The sequence below is a fragment of the Streptomyces sp. NPDC037401 genome (assembly GCF_055602345.1).
Genome location: NZ_JBVJWO010000024.1, coordinates 28,427 through 46,385 on the forward strand (window position 1 = coordinate 28,427; position 17,959 = coordinate 46,385).

Below are 17,959 nucleotides of genomic sequence, written 5' to 3' on the forward strand. Positions count from 1 at the left end.
CCCGGGCTCAGACGGTCGCGGACCGGTACTTGCGGACGGACAGGGTCCGGAAGACCACGATGATCAGCACGGACCAGAGGATCGAGGCGATCACCGGGTGCTGCATGGGCCAGGCCTGGGGTGCCTCGTAGCCGGGCGGCAGGTTGCCGAACAGCTCGCGGGCCGCCTGCACGGTGGCGCTGAACGGGTTCCATTCGGCGATGTGCCTCAGGAAGGTCGGCATGTTCTCCGAGGGCACGAAGGCGTTCGAGATGAACGTCAGCGGGAACAGCCAGATCAGACCGCCCGAGGTGGCCGCCTCGGGGGTGCGTACGGACAGTCCGATCAGCGCGCCGATCCAGGAGAAGGCGTAGCCGAGGAGCAGCAGCAGGGCGAAGCCCGCCAGGACCTCGCCGATGCTCGTGTGGGTGCGCCAGCCGACGATCAGCGCGACGATCGCGAGGACGACCAGCGTCAGGGTGGTCTGGACGAGGTCGGCGAGGGTGCGGCCCGTCAGCACCGCGCCCCGCGCCATCGGCAGCGAGCGGAAGCGGTCGATGAGGCCCTTGTGCATGTCGTCGGCGATGCCCGCGCCGGCGCCCGCGGTGGCGAAGGTGACCGTCTGGGCGAAGATGCCGGCCATGAGGAACTCGCGGTAGGCCTCCGGCGAGGTGTTGCCGTCGACGCTGATCGAGCCGCCGAAGACGTAACTGAAGAGGACGACGAACATCACCGGCTGGATGACGCCGAAGATGATCATCTCGGGGATGCGGGACATCCGGATCAGGTTGCGCTTGGCGATCACCAGTGAGTCGTTGACCGACTGGACGATGCCTCCGCGCGGACGCGGGGCGGCGAGCCCGGTGGCGGTCACGTGGTGGTCTCCTTCCGCGCCTTGCGCCCTCTGTCTTCCTTCTCCTGGACTCCCGCGGCGCCGTTCTCCTCCTCGGCCAGCGCGGCCGCGTGGCCGGTGAGCGAGATGAACACGTCGTCGAGGGTGGGGCGGCGCAGCCCGATGTCGTCGATCTCGATGCCCCGGGCGTCCAGGTCGCGGATCACCTCGGCGAGCAGCTTGGCGCCGCCGGTGACGGGGACGATGAGCTTGCGGGTGTGCTCCTCGACGGTGGTCTCGCCCTTGCCGAAGGTGTGCAGCACCTCGCGGGCGGTCGGGATGTGGGCGCGCTCGTGGACGACGACCTCGACGCGTTCGCCGCCCGTCTGGGCCTTGAGCTGGTCGGACGTGCCGCGGGCGATGACGCGGCCGTGGTCGACCACGCAGATGTCGTGGGCCAGGCGGTCGGCCTCTTCCAGGTACTGAGTGGTGAGCAGGAGGGTGGTGCCGCCGGCCACCAGCTCCTCGATGACGTCCCACAGGGCCTGCCGGTTGCGGGGGTCGAGGCCGGTGGTCGGCTCGTCCATGAACATGACGGGCGGGCTGACGACGAGGGCGGCGGCGAGGTCGAGGCGGCGGCGCATGCCGCCCGAGTAGGTCTTGGCCGTGCGGTCGGCGGCGTCGGCGAGGTTGAACCGCTCCAGCAGCTCGACCGCGCGGGCCTTCGCGGCCTTGGCGCTCATCTGGTAGAGCTGGCCGACCATCTGGAGGTTCTCGCGGCCGGTCAGGTACTCGTCCACGGCGGCGAACTGCCCGGACAGGCCGATCGAGCGGCGGACTTCGTTGGGGTGCTTGAGCACGTCGATCCCGGCGACGACCGCGCGGCCGCTGTCGGGCTGGAGGAGTGTGGTCAGGACGCGTACGGTCGTGGTCTTGCCCGCCCCGTTCGGACCGAGCAGGCCCAGAACGGTGCCCTCGGGTACATCGAGGTCCACGCCGTCCAGTGCCCGTACATCGCCGAAGGTCTTGACCAGACCTTCGGCGTAGATGGCGCCTGGCATAGGGATTCTCCCAGTTCAATCGGGTGTTTCCTATGCAAATCGTATGGGCGTACGCCGTACTCCGCCCCGGCTACTGCGAAATCCGCACTCAGCTCATGACCTTGTATCCGGCCGCGTGCAGGGACCGGGCGACCTCGGCGCAGTGCTCCGGGCCCTTGGTCTCCAGGTGCAGCTCCACCTCCACCTCGGTCAGCCCGAGCCGCGGATCGGTGCGTACGTGGCTCACGTCCAGGACGTTGGCGTCGACGACCGACAGCACCCCGAGCAGCCCCGCCAGGGCGCCCGGCCGGTCGGAGACCCGCAGGCGCAGCGAGAGGTAGCGGCCCGCGGAGGCCATGCCGTGCCGCAGGATGCGCTGGAGCAGCAGCGGGTCGACGTTCCCGCCGGAGAGCACGGCGACGACGGGTCCCGCGCCGTACCGCTCGGGCTCGCTGAGCACGGCGGCGACCGGACTGCACCCGGCCGGCTCGACGAGCAGCTTGGCCCGCTCCAGGCACAGCAGCAGCGCCGTGGACAGCGCGTCCTCGCCGACCGTGCGCACGTCGTCCAGCAGCTCGCCGATGATCCTGAAGGGGACGTCGCCGGGGCGGCCGACCTTGATGCCGTCCGCCATGGTGACCGGCTCGTCGATGGACACCGGGTGCCCGGCGGCCAGCGAGGGCGGGTACGCGGCCGCGCCCGCCGCCTGGACGCCCACGATCCGCACGTCCGGGCGGAGCGCCTTCACCGCGACCGCGATCCCGGCGGCGAGCCCGCCGCCGCCGATCCCGACGACGATCGTGCGCACCTCCGGGCACTGCTCCAGGATCTCCAGCCCGACCGTGCCCTGGCCCGCGATGATGTCGTGGTGGTCGAACGGGTGGATGAACACCGCGCCCGTGCGGTCCGCGTAGTCCTGCGCGGCGGCCAGGGTCTCGTCGACGACCTGCCCGTGCAGCCGGACCTCGGCTCCGTAGTCGCGGGTCGCGGCGACCTTCGGCAGCGGGGCGCCGACCGGCATGAAGACGGTGGAGTGCACGCCCAGCAGGGAGGACGCGAGGGCGACGCCCTGGGCGTGGTTGCCGGCGCTCGCGGCGACGACTCCGGCGGCCCGCTGCACGGGCGAGAGCCCGGCGATGCGCACGTACGCCCCGCGGAGCTTGAACGATCCGGTCCGCTGGAGGTTCTCGCACTTCAGGTGGACCGGAGCCCCCACGAGGGAGGAGAGGTGACGGCTGCCCTCCATCGGCGTGACCCGGGCGACGCCGGACAACATCTTCGCGGCGCCCCGGACGTCGTCGATGATGACGGAGGGGATCGGGGTGGGCAGTCCGTAGCTCATGCCGCCAGTCTCCCAGCCGGGCGCGGGCGCGGCGCGAGACGGACGGCGGGAGCGGCTGCGGGGCCGCTGCGGGGCGGCCTCCCGGGAGATTGCGCGGGATTGTGCAGGCGCGGTACGGGCCGCACCCGGGCCGCGTACTCTGTCCCCCATCCTTGTCGCCCCTTGCATGAAGAGAGCCCCTGGCCATGCCCTCCACCCCGGCCCATCCTGACGTGCCGGCCGACACCGAAGCCGGCCTTCTCGACGCCCTGCAACACCAGGTGGCGGTCTTCGCCCGCCGCGCCGAGCAGACCCGGCTGGGCGGCGTCGGCCAGGCCCGCAACTCGATGGACCGCGCCGCGTACCTGCTGCTCAACCGGCTGGACCTGGAAGGTCCGATGGGCGTGAAGGCACTCGCGGCGGGCATGGGCATCGACTCGTCCACGGTGACGCGGCAGGTCGCGCCGCTGGTCGACACCGGTCTGGTGAAGCGGACCTCGCACCCGGAGGACGGGCGGGCGGTCGTCCTCGCCCTGTCCCCGCGCGGCCTGGCCCGGCTGGAGGACGTACGGTCCTCGCGGCGCGCGCTGATGGCACAGGTGACGGAGGGGTGGTCGGAGGCGGAGCGCGAGTCGTTCACGACACTGCTGACCCGCTTCAACCTCTCGCTGTCGGAGCGGATGGCTGCGGCGCCCGAGCCGGCGGAGCCGGGCCACGCGTCCTGACGGCCACACGTCCCGGCCGACCTCTTGACCGGGCCGTCGCCGCTGCCCCCATATGGGGAGGGTGACGGCACGCTCGGGTGAGCACCACGCGCGCTGGGACCGGGAGTTCGAGGCCTTCGTCGCCGGAGCCGCCGGGCGGATGCTGCACGCCGCGACCCTGCTGACCACGGAACCGGACGACGCGAACCCCGGCGCGCGCGAGCTCCTCGCGGGCGCACTGGCGCGTACGTACGCCGACTGGGCACGGCTGCGCGGCGACGATCCGTACGACCACGCCCGCCAGGAACTGTGCGCCGCCTTCGCACGGTCGGCCTGGCGCTACCGGCGCGGCCAGGGCGGCGTGCTGTCGCGGCTGTCGCCGCGGCAGCGGCTCGTCCTCGTGCTGCGCCTGTACGAAGGGGTCGCCGAGGAGCAGGCCGCGGCGCAGCTGGGGCTGCCGCCGGAGCGGGTCCGGGTGCTGTACGCGCGGGCGATGACGGTGCTGCGGTCGCGGGTGCCGCGATGAGCGGGGCGCCGCTTCCGGAGCGCCGGGAGGCCGAGGTCCGCGAGCTGCTGGAGGGCCCGCGTCCGCCGGTCCCGGCGGACCTGGCGCGCCGGGCGGCGGAGCGCGGCGTACGCCTGCTGCGCCGCCGCCGGGCACTGCACCGGGCGGGCTGGTTCCTCCTGACGGTGGCGACGGTCGCCTTCGTCGTCTGGGCCGCCCTCACCTACCCCTGGCTCCCCCCGCCCTCCACCACCACCCCACCCTTCGAGTCCCCATAACCCCAGCGCCGCCGGAGGCAGCGGAAGCCAGGTCCAAGGCCCGGCGCTCCGACCGGCACCCGCCAAATTCAGCCCCGCCGGCGATTGAGGCGCCGCCGGAGGCAAAGGAAAGCCCCGCCGGGCCCGCAGCCCACAGGGGCCGGGACCCCGACGGGGCCAGCGGCGGCGGGACCGGCAGAACGGCCCCGCCGGAGGCGACGGGTCAGCCCAGCGCCTGCGTCAGGTCCGCCAGCAGATCATCGGCGTTCTCGATACCCACGGACAGCCGCACCAGATCCGACGGCACCTCCAGCGCCGACCCGACCACCGACGCGTGCGTCATCCGGCCCGGGTGCTCGATCAGCGACTCCACGCCGCCCAGCGACTCACCGAGCGTGAAGAGCTGCGCGCGGTTGCACACCTCGACCGCCGCCTCCTCGCCGCCCGCGACCTGGAAGGAGATCATGCCGCCGAACGACCGCATCTGCTTGGCGGCGACCTCGTGCCCCGGGTGGTCCGGCAGCCCCGGGTACAGCACCCGCGTCACCTTCGGGTGCCGGGTCAGCATGTCGGCCACGCGGGTCGCGTTCTCGCTGTGGCGGTCCATGCGCACCGCGAGCGTCTTGATGCCGCGCAGCACGATCCACGAGTCGAACGGCCCGGCCACCGCGCCCATCGCGTTCTGGTGGTAGGCCAGTTCCTCGCCCAGCGCCGCGTCCGCGGTGACCAGCGCGCCACCGACCACGTCCGAGTGGCCGCCCATGTACTTCGTCAGCGAGTGCACGACCACGTCCGCGCCGAGCGCGAGCGGCTGCTGCAGGTAAGGGGAGGCGAAGGTGTTGTCGACGACCAGCTTCACGCCCGCCGTGCGCGCGATGTCGGCGATCACCGCGATGTCGGTGATGCCGAGGAGCGGGTTGGAGGGGGTCTCCACCCAGATGGCCTTCGTACGGTCGTTCATCGCGGCCCGCACCGACGCCGGGTCCGAGGTGTCGGCGACCGACCACTCCACGCCCCAGCGGGAGACGACCTTCGCGAACAGGCGGAACGTGCCGCCGTAGGCGTCGTTCGGGATGACCACGTGGTCACCGGGCGAAAGGATCGTGCGCAGGAGGCAGTCCTCGGCCGCCAGGCCCGAGGCGAAGGCGAGACCGCGCCGGCCGCCTTCCAGGGCCGCCAGGTTCTCCTCCAGCGCGGTGCGGGTCGGGTTGGCGCTGCGGCTGTACTCGTATCCGCCGCGGAGCCCGCCGACACCGTCCTGCTTGTACGTGGAGACCTGGTAGATCGGGGGCACTACCGCGCCGGTGAGCGGGTCCGCCGTGTTGCCCGCGTGAATGGCGCGGGTCTCGAAACTCTGCTGCTCGTGGCTCATGGAACAGAGCCTATGACGCCGCGGGCGGCGGAGCGCGGCCAACCCGGGCCAACCCGGGCCGACCCCGGCCGCCGCCACCGGACGGGGCACGCGTACCGCACACGGACGGGGCACGCGTACCGCTCACGGGGTGCCGTCGGCCGGCCCCGCCGGCCGGCCGACGGCAGGGTCGGGGCTACCCCCAGGCGTGGAGGAACTCGTCGATGAGGCTCGCGTGGTCGCCGGAGTCGCCGCCCTCTGCGTGCGGGCCCGTGCCGAGGCCCTCGCCGGCGGCCCCGGCCTCCGGAGCGCCCGGCTCCAGGCCCGGGGCGGCCGGACCCTGGTCGGCCCGGACGAACCGGACGGACTTGACGTCGGTGGACAGGTCGAGGTCCACGCCGTCCGCCGGGCCGATCTCCAGGACCGCGTCCCCGGCGCACTTCTCCTTCGGGAAGACGACCGCGACCATGCCGGTGCGGTTCACGAGTTCGCCGGCGAACTGGCCCTTGGGCAGTGCGCGGAAGTCGTGGCAGGAGTCCTCGAGCGGCTTCGCGATCTGAGTGGCCACGTCCTTCGTCTTGCCCGGGTAGCTGTAGGTGAACGACCCGTTGTCGGCGGACGCCGCACCGGGCAGTGCGGCGGCGATCACCAAGGCTCCGAAGGTCACGGTCACAGCATTCCGCATACGCATGGCATAGCTCCCTGTTCAGGGGTGGATGACGGCGCGCATGACGTTAGGGGGACATAAAAATGAGGAAACGTTGCTGCGCAGCGCCGTGCGCGGGAATTCCCCCGTTAAGTCCTGCCTGGGCGCCCCGGCCGGCCACCGGCAGGGCTGCGCCCGGGGTACCCGCGCCGATGTGGAACGCTTGAGGCATGGAGATTCTGTGGTTCCTGCTCGCGATGGCCATGCTCACGGCCGTCGTCGTCCCCTTGGTGCGGCGCGGCCGCGGCGGGGTGCGGCTGGTCGCGCCCGGCACGCCCGACGCCGCCGACCCGGCGGACTACGGCTTCGTACGGCAGGAGCTGCTCGACATCCGCATCCCCGGCCCGGACCAGGACCTGATGGACGTGCTCGGCCTGGTGCAGCGCAGCCAGGACTGGCGGGCGGCCTCGCAGCTGCTGGCCGGCACCCCCAAGGACGGGGAGGTCCGCTGGCAGCGCGTGCAGGCCTTCGCGGGCGCGGCGGCGCTGGAGCTGGCGCAGCAGCCCGGCACGGGCGCGGCCTGGCTGCGCGCGTGGCGCCTGGAGTCCCCCAAGGACGCGGGCGGTGCGCAGGTGCACGCGGAGTTCCTGGTGCAGCAGGCCTGGCGGGCCTCGGGCGGGGTGGGCTCCGACGACCACCGGATCATCCTGGAGGAGGCCCGGACGGCGTGCGGTGCGGCCGCGCTCCTCTCCCCGGGGGACCCGGTCCCGTACATCACCGAGCTGGCGATCGCCCGCGGACTGTCGTACGCGGAACCGGAGTTCAACGAGCTCTGGGCCAAGATCCTGGACCGCGCGCCCGAACACATGGGGGCGCACCTGGCGGCGCTGCACTACTGGTGCGAGAAGTGGCACGGCTCGCGGGAGAAGGCCGACGCGTTCGCGCACGCGGCGGCGGCCCGGGCCCCGCAGGGCTCGCTGCTGGCCGCGCTCCCGCTCTTCGCGGTCTTCGAGCACCTGCCCGAGATCACCCTGTCGCAGGGCTTCTACCAGAGCGCCGTGGTCTCGCGTGCCATGGAGGGCGCCCTGTACGCGGTGAACTCGGCGCGTCCGAACGACCCGGTGCTCGCGCACGCCCGGCACCTGCTGCTGTTCTTCCTGGTCCGCGCGGAGCGCTGGGCCGAGGCGATGGAGCAACTGCGGCACGTGGACGGGTTCGTGGGTGCGCTGCCCTGGTCGCACAGCGCGGACCCGGCGGCGGAGTACGCCGTGTACCGGGCGCTGGCGGTGGCGGGGTACGAGGCGAACGGCGGCTCCCCGGCCACGCTGCCCCGCTGAACCGGCGGCCCGGCGGCCCGGCGGCCGTCTGCGCACGGAGGACCCAGATCGTTAGCTAAAGATGTTGCGCAGAGTGATCACACCCGGGGAAGATCCGGCCGTGCTCATGTACCTGCTCCTCATCCCCGCCGCCCTGGTGCTCTACGTACTGGCGCAAGGCGTGCGCCACGGCCGCCGCTTCACCTGGATCGACAACGACTTCGTGCCCGCCGAGCACGGACTCGTACCGGAGTCCGCCCTCGATCCGTCCCGGCCGGGACCGCCCCCGCCCGCGTACCGCGCCAAGGAGCGGCGCGCCGTCGCCGAAGCGGTCTGGGACGGGGAGTGGCAGCCGGCCGCCAGCTGGGTCGCGGCCGCCGGAACCGACTGGGACGAGCGCTGGGACCGGCTCTCCTTCCTCCAGAGCATCGCCGACGACGCCGACGACGCGTGGCTGGCCGCGTGGCGCGCCGAGCAGCCCGGCAGCGGCGACGCCGCCACCCTGCGCGCGGACCTCATGGTCCACCAGGCCTGGGCGATCCGTGGCAGCGCGTACGCGAACAAGGTCCCCGACGAGGACATGGCCCGGTTCCGGGCCGCGCTCCCCGAGGCGATGAAGGCCGCCCAGGCGGCCGCCGACCTCGACCCCGAGCACCCCGGCCCGTGGATCGTCATGGCCACCGCCGCCCGCGGAATCCAGTACTCCCCCGCGCAGTTCCAGCAGATCTGGCAGGAGCTGACCGCCCGCGCCCCGCACCACGTGGACGCCCACTGGCAGGCCATGCAGTACTGGTGCGCCAAGTGGTTCGGCTCCGACGAGACCATGCTCGAGTTCGCCGCCACCGCCGCCCGCCAGGCCCCGCCCGGCAGCCTGCTCCCCGGTGTCTACCTGCACGCCCTCCACGAGCTGGAGAACCGCTCCGGCAACGTCCTGTCCGTCGTCCGCAAGGACGGGGCCAAGGCCCTGCTGGAGCAGATCGCCCGCGCCCTGGACGACGTACCCGCCGACCACGAGGACCTGCCCCGGCTGCGCCACCTCCTCGCGCACTACCTCGCCAAGGCCGGGCTGTACGAGGCCGCGCTGCACCAGTTCCGGCTGATCGGGCCGTGGTGCGGGGCGTACCCGTGGCGGCACAAGAAGAACGACCCGGCCAAGGAGTTCCACAAGGCCCGGGGGTACGCCGCCTGGATGGTCACCAAGGGCCCCGGCGCGAAGGCCGCCAAGACCGCGCGGAAGCAGCAGGGCGCGGCCGCCGTGCCCGAGAAGCCCGGCACCGGCGCGTCCGGAGCCCTCTGATGGCCCCCACCCTGCGCGCACTGCGCGCCCTCGCCCTCCTCGCCGGCTTCCACCTCCTCGGCCTCCTCATGCTCGGCGCCCTCGCCGCCGTCGACTGGGCCGCCGTGACGTGGACCAGCGCCGTCGTCTACGGCAAGGTCGTCGTCGTCTCCCTCCTGCTCGCCGTCCCGATCGTGCGCGGCATGTTCATGCTCCGCACCCCCAAGGACACCGACGACAGGCCCGGCCCGAGCGTGAGCGAGGCCGACGAGCCCCGCCTGTGGCAGACCGTCCGCGACCTCGCCGCGCAGGTCGGCACCCGCGCCCCCGACGAGATCGTGCTCGTCGCCGGCGTCAACGCCGCCGTCACCGAGGACACCCGGCTCGGCGGACTGCTGCCCGGCCCGCGCCGCATGTACCTCGGCCTCTCCCTGATGGCCGGCCTCGACGAGAACCAGCTCCGCTCGGTCATCGCCCACGAACTGGGCCACTACGTCCACTCCGACACCCGGCTCGGCGCGCTCGTCACCCGCGGGCAGGCCCAAGTCCTGCGGACCGTCGCGCACTTCGAGGAGAAGGCCGACAACACCGTCGCGAAGGAGCGGGCCCGGCAGGAGAAGCGCGCAGCCAAGCGGACCGCCCGGGGCAAGAAGGCCAAGAACGGCGGGAAGATCGACACCACCGGCTCCGGCGTCACCTACCGGACCATGGCGAAGATCTACACCGGCTACGCCCGGCTGTACGTCCGCGTCATCCGCTCCGACGCCCGCCGCCAGGAGTTCGCGGCCGACCTCGCCGCCGCCCGGATCGCGGGCCGCGACGCCACCGCCTCCGCCCTGCGCGCGACCCCGGCCCTCGACGCCGCACACGACTTCTACATGGACGCGTACGCCACCCTCGGCGTGGACGCCGGCCTGCTGCCGCGCCCCGGCGAGGTGTTCGGCGGCCTGCGCCGCATGATCGAGGCCCGGCAGGACGAACTCGACGGGATGCGCGGCCGGTTGCCCGACGAGGCCACCGGCCCGTACGACACCCACCCGCCGATCGCCGAGCGCGTCACCCGGATCGAGGCCCTGCCGGACGACGGCCGCGGCGACCACGGCGGGCCCGGCGGCGCACCCGCAGCGCCCGCCCTCACCCTGCTCGCCTCCCCCGAGGACCGCCTCGCCGAGATCGAGAAGTTCGTCCTGACCCCGCAGGCCCACGGGCTGCGCCGGGTGGACTGGCCGGACCTCGTCCACGAGAGCATGAGCACCTACGCGGAGCGCGAGAGCGAGGACCTGCGCACCGCCGTCGCCGCCGAGCGCGGCGGCACGGGCACGGCCGCCGACCTGCTCGACGCCATCGACGCGGGCGCGCTGTGGCGGATCGCCGACCGGCTGCCCAAGTCGCCGGAAGCGCAGGCTGCCACGGGCCGCGCCGCCCGCGAATTCGTCCGCCCGGCCCTGCACGGCGGGCTCCGCCGGCTGACCGTGCTGGAGCTGACCGCCCGCGGCGCCGCGCGCTGGGAGCTGTCCTGGTCCGACAAGGCCCGGCTGCGGCTGCCGGAAGGGTACGAGGACCGCCTCGGCCCGGCCCTCGACGCGGCCGTGGCCGACCGGCCCGACACCGCGCCCCTGCGCGCGCTGCTCGCCGCCGCCCCGACCGCCCCTTCCACGACCGCCACGACCGCCCCGACCGAGGAGCTCCGGAAAACCCCATGATCACTGGACTGCTGGTGGCTGCGGCCGTCTACACCCTGATCCGCTACCTGCGCGGGGTACGCGCCCGGCGGCAGTCGGCCTCCGCCGCCTCGCCCTCCGCCGCGCGGGCCGCGCAGGCCGAGGCCGCCGCCCGGCTGGGATTCGTACCGGCCGAGCGGCTCGACCGGGACCACGGCCGCCGGCCCGCGCCCGGGGAGGAAGCCGTACGGCAGGCCGTCCGTGCGGGCGACTGGCGGGCCGCCGCGACCTGGCTGGCCGCCGCCGGCGAGGACTGGGAGGAGCGCTGGGGCCGGGTCCGGCTGCTGTCCGAGGAGGCCGCCAAGGAAGACGCCTGGCTGCTGGCGTGGCGGGAGGCCGTACCGGGCGACCCCGGCGCGGCTGTGGTCCACGCCGACGCGTGCGTGATGGTCGCGTGGGACGTACGCGGCTCCAAGCGGGCCAGTGCCACCACCTCCGAGCAGTTCCGGATCTTCCACCGGCTGCTGGCCGAGGCGCAGGAGGCCTGCCACGAGGCCCAGCGCATGGCCCCCGACGCGGACCCCGTACCGTACCTGGCGGAACAGGCGGTCGCCCTGGGCCTGGGATACGGGCACGAGCAGTACCGCACCCTGTGGGCGGAGATCGTCAAGCGGGACGACCGGGTGCTGAGCGCGTACACGAACGCCCTCCAGTACTGGTGCCACAAGTGGCAGGGCTCCCACGAGCTGTCGCTGTCCTTCGCGAAGGAGGCCGCCGGCCAGGGCGCCGCGGGCGAGCTGCTGTCCTTCGTGCCGCTGTACGCGTACTTCGAGCAGGAGCAGTACGACTCCGGGCTCGACCCCGACCGCTTCTACAAGAAGCCGGAGATCGTCGCGGCGGTCGACTGGGCGCTGGCGGACGTCGCGGCGTGCGCACCGGACGACGTGCGGGTGGTGCGGGTGCGGCACATGCTGGCCTGGTTCCTGTACTGGCAGGACCGCTACGACGAGGCGGTGGCTCAGTTCCGCCACGTCGACGGCTGGATCGGGCAGGCCCCGTGGACGTACTCGGGCGACCCGGTGGACCGGTACACGAAGGTCCGCGATTTCAGCGCGAAGCAGCTCGGCTAAAGGCTGTTCCGTAACCCCTGGTGGATCAGCGCACGGCGTCGGATGCGGTGCATCGCAAGACGGAGGAGCATCCGCACACCGGGCGCATTCGGGATGTTCCGACGACGCAGCGAGGTGCCGTAGCGGGCGTCCTGCGCCCGCCGGGGGGGTTGCGGGACAGCCCTTGGGCCGTGTCGCCCCGCCGGGGAATCGGGCGGCGGCGCCGTACGTTGTACGAGCTGCCGCCCGACGCCCCGAGGAGTCCCGCATGCTGTACGGCCGCCGCACCCCCGAGCTGGTCACCCCCGAGCAGGCCCTCAAGGGCCGCCCGCACGCCGAGTTCTCCCTCCCGTCCGCCCACACGGTCCTGGGCAACCCGCTCGACGGCCCGTACCCGGCGCACCTGGAGGTCGCGGACTTCGGCCTGGGCTGCTTCTGGGGCGCGGAGCGCAAGTTCTGGCAGACCCCGGGCGTGTGGACCACCCTGGCCGGCTACCAGGGCGGCTACACGGAGAACCCGACGTACGAAGAAGTGTGCTCCGGCCTCACCGGGCACACCGAGGTCGTCCGCGTGGTCTTCGACCCGGCGCAGGTCTCGTACGCCACCCTCCTGAAGGTCTTCTGGGAGGCCCACGACCCGACCCAGGGCTTCCGCCAGGGCAACGACGTCGGCACCCAGTACCGCTCGGCCGTCTACACCCACTCGGACGCCCAGCAGCAGACCGCCGAGGCCTCCCGCGCCGCCTACGAGCAGGCCCTCGCCTCGGCCGGCCACCGCTCCCCCATCACCACCGCGGTCCTCCCGTCGGCCACCCGCCCCTTCTGGCCCGCGGAGCCGTACCACCAGCAGTACCTCGACAAGAACCCCGCGGGCTACTGCGGCATCGGCGGCACGGGCGTCAGCTGCCCGGTCGGCATCGCCCAGGCCCCCGGCGCCTGACCGCACCGCCGCCCGGCGCTCAGATGGTCGACGCGTCGATCACGAAGCGGTAGCGCACGTCGCTGGCGAGCACCCGCTCGTACGCCTCGTTGACCTCGTCGGCGCGGATCACCTCGATCTCCGCGCCCAGGCCGTGCCCGGCGCAGAAGTCCAGCATCTCCTGCGTCTCGGCGATGCCCCCGATCATCGAGCCGGCCAGCGTCTTGCGGCCGTTGACGACGGAGAAGAGGTTCAGGGCGACCGGCTCCTCCGGAACGCCCACGTTGACCAGGGCGCCGTCCACCTTCAGCAGGCCGAGGTACCGGTCGAGGCCCAGCGGCGCGGAGACCGTGGAGACGATCAGGTCGAAGGTGCCCGCGAGCTCCTCGAACGTCGTCTCGTCGCTCGTGGCGTAGTAGTGCGTGGCCCCCAGCCGCAGGCCGTCGTCCTTCTTGCGCAGGGACTGCGAGAGCACCGTGACCTCGGCGCCGAGCGCCGCCGCGATCTTCACTCCCATGTGGCCGAGGCCGCCGAGGCCGACGATGGCGACCTTCTTGCCGGGGCCCGCCTGCCAGTGCCTGAGCGGGGAGTAGAGGGTGATGCCGGCGCACAGCAGCGGCGCGGCGGCGTCGAGGGCGAGCGCGTCGGGGATGCGGACGGCGTAGTTCTCGTCCACGACGATGTGCGAGGAGTAGCCGCCGTAGGTCGGCTCTCCGTCCTTGCCGAGGGCGTTGTACGTGCCGGTGATGCCCTGGGCGCAGTACTGCTCCTGCCCCGCCAGGCAGTAAGCGCACTCGCGGCAGGAGTCGACGAACACGCCGACGCCGACCCGGTCGCCTGCGGCGTGGCGGGTGACGGCCGGCCCGGTCTCGGTGACCACGCCCGCGATCTCGTGGCCCGGGACCATCGGGTAGATGCCCTCGCCCCAGCCGTCGCGGACCTGGTGGATGTCGGAGTGGCAGATGCCCGCGTACTTGACCTCGATGAGGACGTCGTGGGCTCCGAGCGGTCGGCGCGGCACGGTGGTGCGCTCCAGCGGGGCCTTCGGGGCGGGGGCGGCGTAGGCGGCAACGGAGGTGACGGACATGCCGGGGTGCTCCTCGTGGGGTGTTCGGGTCGTACGCGGCGGTGATGACGGATCCGGCCGCTGCGGCGGGATCCGTCGGGCAGTGACGGCAGAAACGATGCCGCAGCCGTGCGCGCGCACCCAGGGCCCTGCTCTGCCTACGACCGGCGGTCCTACCCCTGGCAGGGTCAGGCTCACCCCCGGAGCCGTTCGCACCCCCGGTGATACTTGGGGTATGGATCAGCGAGCCGAACTGGGTGAGTTCCTCCGCTCCCGCCGCGCCCGGCTCCGGCCGGCCGACGTGGGCCTGCCGGACTACGGACGGCACCGCCGGGTACCGGGTCTGCGCCGCGAGGAACTGGCCCAGCTCGCCGGGGTGTCCGTCGCGTACTACACCCGCCTCGAGCAGGGCAACGGCCAGAACGTGTCGACGGAGGTGCTGGACTCCATCGCGCGGGCGCTGCGCCTGGACGGCACGGAGCGAGCCCATCTGACCCACCTCGCCAAGCCGAAGGCCCGCCGCAAGCGGACCAGCAGCCGGCCCGAGCAGGTGCGGCCCGGACTGCTGGCACTGCTGCACGCCATGGACGGCGTACCGGCGTACGTCGTGGGGCGTCGCCTGGACGTGATCGGCTGGAACCGGATGGCGCGGGCCGTGTTCGGGGACTTCGCGGCGATGCCCGCCGAACAGCGCAACCTCGCCCGGCTGGTGTTCCTCGATCCGGGCACGATCGACCTGTACGCGGACTGGGAGTGCCGGGCGTGCGAGGTCGTGAGCAATCTGCGGCTCTACGCGGGCTGCCACCCGGACGATCCGCAGCTGTCCGCACTGGTGGGCGAACTGTCCGTGAAGAACGAGGAGTTCAGGACACTGTGGGCGGCACACACGGTGGCGGACAAGGCACATGGCGTTAAACGGTTGCGTCACCCCCTGGTCGGTGAGATCTCCTTGTCCTTCGAAACACTGAAACTGCCCGACAATGCCGAGCAGTCGCTGGTCGCCTTCCACGCCGAACCGGGCTCGCCCTCGGCGGACGCGCTGCGCCTGCTGGCCTCGTGGGGCGTCGACACGGAGGCCGCCAGCCTATGAGCTTCACCCTCAGCACCGCCCGCGAGCAGGACGCCGCCGAACTGGCCGACGTCTGGCTGCGGTCGTACGACGCGGCGCTTGCGACCGTGCGGCGGGCGCACACCGACGACGAGGTGCGCGGCTGGTTCCGGTACGTCATCGTGCCCTCGGGCCGCGCCTGGATCGCCCGCGACGCCCAGGGGGCCGCGGCGGGGATGATGGTGCTGGAGGACGGGGTGATCGAGCAGCTGTACCTGGCGCCGGAGCGGCGCGGGCAGGGGCTGGGCGATCAGTTCGTGGCACTGGCGAAGGCGGAGTCGCCGGACGGGCTGGAGCTGTGGACCTTCCAGGTCAACGAGCCCGCGCACCGGTTCTACGAGCGGCACGGCTTCCTCGAGGCGGAGCGGACGGACGGCGCCACGAACGAGGAGCGGGAGCCGGACGTCCGCTACGTCTGGAAGCCGTAGCCGTAGCCGACGTCCGGCGGGTCGTCAGAGCGTGAGCTGGAAGTAGCCGCAGGCCCGCTCGTGCCGGTAGCCGAGCTGCTCGTTCACGGTGCGCATGGGGCCGTTCTCGTCGGCGACGGTCGTGGCGATCTGCCGTACGCCCGGGTGGAGTTCGCGCAGCTCGGCGAGCATGCGCAGCTTCACCGCGCGGCCGAGGCCGCGGCCGCGGTGGGCGGGGACGACCACGGTGTCGTACTGGACGGCCCGCTCGGTGGCGGGATCGGGCAGGACGACCTCGGTGTACGCGGCGACGTCGCCCGCCGCGTCGAGCGCGGCCACGGTGTGGATGCGGCCTCCGCGGTCGAGGACGAGGCGTTCGGCGGCGCGCAGTTTTTCGGCGTCCCACTGCACGGTCGACTCGTCCAGCTCGCCGCTGGGGGCGTCTTCCATGGCTCCGTGGGCGACCGCGGCCGCCGTGGCGTGCTCGTCGGGGACGATGCCGGGCCAGCTGACGAAGCGGTAGCCGGGGGCGAGTCCGGGCTCCCCGTCGGCCCCGGCTGCCGCCGCCTCGTCGACTCGCTGGACGTACCAGGCCATCGGCAGGACGTTCTCGAAGCCGAGGGAGCGGGCAAAGGCCTCGCCGGGGCCGCCGAGGTCGACGACGGTGGCGACGGAGGTCCGCTTGTCGGCCGTCAGCTCCTCGCGCACCCGCTCCCACAGGGCGGTTCCCATGCCCTGCCGCCGGGCCTGCGGCCGGACGGCCAGCAGGTCGAGGAAGGCGGTGTGGAGGTTCCCGGGGTCGGAGAAGAGCAGCAGGGCCGCCACCGCGTCGTACGCCGGGCCTGCGCCGTCCGTGCCGCTGCCCGGTGCCTGCGCCGCGAGACAGACGGCCCGTCCGCGCGCCGGGGGCGTCTGGAGCCGGCCGCCCGTCTCGGTGCGGGTGGGTCCGGGCACTCCGGGCAGGTCGTGGGCGTGGGCCGCGGTGAGGACGCCCAGCCACGCGTCCACGTCGGCATCGGAGGGCGGGGCGGCGAGCGCGCTGATCTGCGGGTGAGTCATACGGGCGACCCTACGCACGCCGCCCGCCCCGGCGCCTCCCGCTTTTCCCCGGGCCCAAACGCGCCGACGGCGGGGTCCCGGGTGGGACCCCGCCGTCGGCGTGCGGTGCGGAGCTCAGGAGCAGGGCGTACGGCGGATCAGACCGCCGAGCCGGCCTTCCACTCGGACCAGTCCATGTTCCAGCCGTTGAGGCCGTTGTCCGGCTTGATCTGCTTGTCCGGGGAGTTCTGGACCGTCACGACGTCGCCGATGAGGGAGTTGTTGTAGAACCAGGCGGCTTCGGTGTTGGGGTCGTTGGCGCCCTGGGTGTCGTTCAGGCCGACGCAGCCGTGGCTGGTGTTGACCGAGCCGAAGATCGAGTCGGAGCCCCAGTAGTTGCCGTGGATGAACGTGCCGGAGGTCGACAGCCGCATGGCGTGGGGGACGTCCTTGATGTCGTACTCGCCCTTGCCTTCCTTGTCCTTGAAGCCGACGGTGGCGCCGTTCATCCGGGTCTCCTTGAACTTCTCGGAGATCACCATCTGGCCGTTGTACGTCGGGTTCGCGGGCGCGCCGGCGGAGATCGGGATGGTCTTGACGACCGCGCCGTCCCGCTTGACCGTCATCTGCTTGGTCTTGGCGTCGACGATGGAGACCTGGTTGCGGCCGATGCTGAAGGTCGCGGTGCGCTCCTGCACGCCGTAGATGCCGGGGGCGCCCTCGACGCCGTCCAGGGACATCTTCAGCGTGACCGTGGAGTTGGCCTTCCAGTACTCCTCGGGGCGGAAGTCGAGGCGCTGGGAGTTGAACCAGTGCCCCACGACCTCCTGGCCGCCGGTGGAGTTCACGGAGATCGCGGACTGGACGGCCTTGCGGTCCTTGATCGGCTTGTCGAAGGTGATCGAGACCGGCATGCCGACGCCGACCTTCGAACCGTCCTCCGGCGTGAAGGTGCCGATGAAGCTGTTGTCCGGCGAGACGGTGGTGAAGGAGGCGTTTTCGTGGGCCTCGCGGCCCTCGGCGTCCTTCGCGGTGGCCGACAGCGTGTACTTGGTGGCGCGCTTGAGCTTGGCGTCCGGCTTCCAGCTCTTGCCGTCCGAGGAGATCTTGCCCTCGACGGCCGTGCCGTCGGCGGACTTCATCTCCACCTGGGTCAGGGTGCCCTCGCTGACCGTGACCTTGGTGGAGTTGTTGATCCCGACGTTCGTCTTGCCGTCCACGGGCGTGACTTCTATTCGGGCCGCCGAGGCGTCCTTGGCCGCCGCCGCGTCGGCATCGGCCTGGGCCTTGTTCGTCGGCTCGCCGCTGCCCTTGGCGTCGCCGTCGCTGCACGCCGTCAGCACCAGTGCGCCGCCGAGCAGAGCGGACGCTGCCGCCAGGACCCTGCGCCGCCGCTTGCTGTCCGTCCTCACACGCTTCTCCAT

18 protein-coding genes are annotated in these 17,959 nt (G+C 72.8%); 10 read left to right on the forward strand and 8 right to left on the reverse strand.

The window, feature by feature from the left end:
- Positions 1 to 7: 7 nt before the first annotated feature.
- The 3 genes from ACZ7H1_RS24425 to ilvA all read right to left on the reverse strand — a co-directional run bounded on the left by ACZ7H1_RS24425 (position 8) and on the right by ilvA (position 3,193).
- The gene (locus ACZ7H1_RS24425) at positions 8 to 853 is read right to left on the reverse strand and encodes an ABC transporter permease (RefSeq protein ID WP_470789611.1); all 846 of its coding nucleotides are present in this window, start codon (positions 851 to 853) and stop codon (positions 8 to 10) included.
- Positions 850 to 1,872: an ATP-binding cassette domain-containing protein gene (locus tag ACZ7H1_RS24430; RefSeq protein ID WP_470789613.1), complete on the reverse strand. Its 1,023-nt coding sequence runs from the start codon at positions 1,870 to 1,872 to the stop codon at positions 850 to 852. Before ACZ7H1_RS24430 ends, ACZ7H1_RS24425 begins: the two co-directional genes overlap by 4 nt.
- 88 nt (positions 1,873 to 1,960) lie before the next feature.
- Positions 1,961 to 3,193 (reverse strand): threonine ammonia-lyase, encoded by a 1,233-nt coding sequence (ilvA, locus tag ACZ7H1_RS24435; protein WP_470789615.1) that lies wholly within the window; start codon positions 3,191 to 3,193, stop codon positions 1,961 to 1,963.
- Positions 3,194 to 3,378: 185 nt separating this feature from the next.
- Here ilvA and ACZ7H1_RS24440 point away from each other — a divergent pair, with 185 nt between their 5' ends.
- The 3 genes from ACZ7H1_RS24440 to ACZ7H1_RS24450 are packed head-to-tail and all read left to right on the forward strand — an operon-like array spanning position 3,379 to position 4,659.
- The gene (locus ACZ7H1_RS24440; protein ID WP_470789617.1) at positions 3,379 to 3,897 is read left to right on the forward strand and encodes a MarR family winged helix-turn-helix transcriptional regulator; all 519 of its coding nucleotides are present in this window, start codon (positions 3,379 to 3,381) and stop codon (positions 3,895 to 3,897) included.
- A gap of 52 nt (positions 3,898 to 3,949) precedes the next feature.
- Positions 3,950 to 4,402: a sigma factor-like helix-turn-helix DNA-binding protein gene (locus tag ACZ7H1_RS24445; RefSeq protein ID WP_470789619.1), complete on the forward strand. Its 453-nt coding sequence runs from the start codon at positions 3,950 to 3,952 to the stop codon at positions 4,400 to 4,402.
- On the forward strand, positions 4,399 to 4,659 hold the full coding sequence (locus ACZ7H1_RS24450) for a hypothetical protein (protein WP_470789621.1): 261 nt from the start codon (positions 4,399 to 4,401) through the stop codon (positions 4,657 to 4,659). The genes ACZ7H1_RS24445 and ACZ7H1_RS24450 overlap by 4 nt, the downstream gene beginning before the upstream one ends.
- Positions 4,660 to 4,861: 202 nt before the next feature.
- Here the strand turns inward: ACZ7H1_RS24450 and ACZ7H1_RS24455 are convergent, their stop codons facing one another.
- Positions 4,862 to 6,010 (reverse strand): cystathionine gamma-synthase, encoded by a 1,149-nt coding sequence (locus ACZ7H1_RS24455; protein ID WP_470789623.1) that lies wholly within the window; start codon positions 6,008 to 6,010, stop codon positions 4,862 to 4,864.
- A gap of 175 nt (positions 6,011 to 6,185) precedes the next feature.
- Positions 6,186 to 6,680 carry a hypothetical protein gene (locus ACZ7H1_RS24460; protein ID WP_470789625.1) on the reverse strand — a complete coding sequence of 165 codons (495 nt, stop codon included), beginning with the start codon at positions 6,678 to 6,680 and terminating at the stop codon, positions 6,186 to 6,188.
- 185 nt (positions 6,681 to 6,865) lie between these two features.
- Here ACZ7H1_RS24460 and ACZ7H1_RS24465 point away from each other — a divergent pair, with 185 nt between their 5' ends.
- The 5 genes from ACZ7H1_RS24465 (at position 6,866) to msrA (ending at position 12,937) form a co-directional block, all read left to right on the forward strand.
- Positions 6,866 to 7,972, forward strand: coding sequence for a hypothetical protein (locus ACZ7H1_RS24465; protein ID WP_470789627.1), 1,107 nt, complete (start codon positions 6,866 to 6,868; stop codon positions 7,970 to 7,972).
- A 106-nt stretch (positions 7,973 to 8,078) separates the two neighbouring features.
- Positions 8,079 to 9,248 carry a hypothetical protein gene (locus ACZ7H1_RS24470; RefSeq protein ID WP_470789762.1) on the forward strand — a complete coding sequence of 390 codons (1,170 nt, stop codon included), beginning with the start codon at positions 8,079 to 8,081 and terminating at the stop codon, positions 9,246 to 9,248.
- Positions 9,248 to 10,930: a M48 family metalloprotease gene (locus tag ACZ7H1_RS24475; protein WP_470789629.1), complete on the forward strand. Its 1,683-nt coding sequence runs from the start codon at positions 9,248 to 9,250 to the stop codon at positions 10,928 to 10,930. The genes ACZ7H1_RS24470 and ACZ7H1_RS24475 overlap by 1 nt, the downstream gene beginning before the upstream one ends.
- Positions 10,927 to 12,018 carry a hypothetical protein gene (locus tag ACZ7H1_RS24480; protein WP_470789630.1) on the forward strand — a complete coding sequence of 364 codons (1,092 nt, stop codon included), beginning with the start codon at positions 10,927 to 10,929 and terminating at the stop codon, positions 12,016 to 12,018. Before ACZ7H1_RS24475 ends, ACZ7H1_RS24480 begins: the two co-directional genes overlap by 4 nt.
- Before the next feature lie 247 nt (positions 12,019 to 12,265).
- Complete coding sequence (gene msrA / locus ACZ7H1_RS24485; RefSeq protein WP_470789632.1) at positions 12,266 to 12,937, forward strand: peptide-methionine (S)-S-oxide reductase MsrA; 672 nt, start codon at positions 12,266 to 12,268, stop codon at positions 12,935 to 12,937.
- 19 nt (positions 12,938 to 12,956) lie between these two features.
- On the opposite strand, the gene ACZ7H1_RS24490 is transcribed toward msrA, so the two are convergent.
- Positions 12,957 to 14,003: an NAD(P)-dependent alcohol dehydrogenase gene (locus tag ACZ7H1_RS24490; RefSeq protein WP_470789634.1), complete on the reverse strand. Its 1,047-nt coding sequence runs from the start codon at positions 14,001 to 14,003 to the stop codon at positions 12,957 to 12,959.
- Between the two features lie 214 nt (positions 14,004 to 14,217).
- Here ACZ7H1_RS24490 and ACZ7H1_RS24495 point away from each other — a divergent pair, with 214 nt between their 5' ends.
- Together ACZ7H1_RS24495 and ACZ7H1_RS24500 are read left to right on the forward strand one after the other, a co-directional pair.
- Entirely contained in the window at positions 14,218 to 15,072 is an 855-nt protein-coding gene (locus tag ACZ7H1_RS24495; RefSeq protein WP_470789636.1) for a helix-turn-helix transcriptional regulator, read from the forward strand.
- Complete coding sequence (locus tag ACZ7H1_RS24500; protein ID WP_470789638.1) at positions 15,069 to 15,518, forward strand: GNAT family N-acetyltransferase; 450 nt, start codon at positions 15,069 to 15,071, stop codon at positions 15,516 to 15,518. Before ACZ7H1_RS24495 ends, ACZ7H1_RS24500 begins: the two co-directional genes overlap by 4 nt.
- A 24-nt stretch (positions 15,519 to 15,542) precedes the next feature.
- On the opposite strand, the gene ACZ7H1_RS24505 is transcribed toward ACZ7H1_RS24500, so the two are convergent.
- Both ACZ7H1_RS24505 and ACZ7H1_RS24510 read right to left on the reverse strand, forming a co-directional pair.
- Positions 15,543 to 16,556: a GNAT family N-acetyltransferase gene (locus ACZ7H1_RS24505; RefSeq protein WP_470789640.1), complete on the reverse strand. Its 1,014-nt coding sequence runs from the start codon at positions 16,554 to 16,556 to the stop codon at positions 15,543 to 15,545.
- Between the two features lie 137 nt (positions 16,557 to 16,693).
- On the reverse strand, positions 16,694 to 17,959 hold the full coding sequence (locus ACZ7H1_RS24510) for a L,D-transpeptidase (protein ID WP_470789642.1): 1,266 nt from the start codon (positions 17,957 to 17,959) through the stop codon (positions 16,694 to 16,696).

Coding starts and splice junctions, on each gene's coding strand:
- ACZ7H1_RS24430 (WP_470789613.1), bottom strand. CDS start 1,872: ATGCCAGGCGCCATCTACGCCGAAGGTCTGGTCAAGACCTTCGGCGAT.
- ilvA (WP_470789615.1), bottom strand. CDS start 3,193: ATGAGCTACGGACTGCCCACCCCGATCCCCTCCGTCATCATCGACGAC.
- ACZ7H1_RS24440 (WP_470789617.1), top strand. CDS start 3,379: ATGCCCTCCACCCCGGCCCATCCTGACGTGCCGGCCGACACCGAAGCC.
- ACZ7H1_RS24445 (WP_470789619.1), top strand. CDS start 3,950: ATGGGGAGGGTGACGGCACGCTCGGGTGAGCACCACGCGCGCTGGGAC.
- ACZ7H1_RS24450 (WP_470789621.1), top strand. CDS start 4,399: ATGAGCGGGGCGCCGCTTCCGGAGCGCCGGGAGGCCGAGGTCCGCGAG.
- ACZ7H1_RS24455 (WP_470789623.1), bottom strand. CDS start 6,010: ATGAGCCACGAGCAGCAGAGTTTCGAGACCCGCGCCATTCACGCGGGC.
- ACZ7H1_RS24460 (WP_470789625.1), bottom strand. CDS start 6,680: ATGCGTATGCGGAATGCTGTGACCGTGACCTTCGGAGCCTTGGTGATC.
- ACZ7H1_RS24465 (WP_470789627.1), top strand. CDS start 6,866: ATGGAGATTCTGTGGTTCCTGCTCGCGATGGCCATGCTCACGGCCGTC.
- ACZ7H1_RS24470 (WP_470789762.1), top strand. CDS start 8,079: ATGTACCTGCTCCTCATCCCCGCCGCCCTGGTGCTCTACGTACTGGCG.
- ACZ7H1_RS24475 (WP_470789629.1), top strand. CDS start 9,248: ATGGCCCCCACCCTGCGCGCACTGCGCGCCCTCGCCCTCCTCGCCGGC.
- ACZ7H1_RS24480 (WP_470789630.1), top strand. CDS start 10,927: ATGATCACTGGACTGCTGGTGGCTGCGGCCGTCTACACCCTGATCCGC.
- msrA (WP_470789632.1), top strand. CDS start 12,266: ATGCTGTACGGCCGCCGCACCCCCGAGCTGGTCACCCCCGAGCAGGCC.
- ACZ7H1_RS24490 (WP_470789634.1), bottom strand. CDS start 14,003: ATGTCCGTCACCTCCGTTGCCGCCTACGCCGCCCCCGCCCCGAAGGCC.
- ACZ7H1_RS24495 (WP_470789636.1), top strand. CDS start 14,218: ATGGATCAGCGAGCCGAACTGGGTGAGTTCCTCCGCTCCCGCCGCGCC.
- ACZ7H1_RS24500 (WP_470789638.1), top strand. CDS start 15,069: ATGAGCTTCACCCTCAGCACCGCCCGCGAGCAGGACGCCGCCGAACTG.
- ACZ7H1_RS24505 (WP_470789640.1), bottom strand. CDS start 16,556: ATGACTCACCCGCAGATCAGCGCGCTCGCCGCCCCGCCCTCCGATGCC.
- ACZ7H1_RS24510 (WP_470789642.1), bottom strand. CDS start 17,959: ATGGAGAAGCGTGTGAGGACGGACAGCAAGCGGCGGCGCAGGGTCCTG.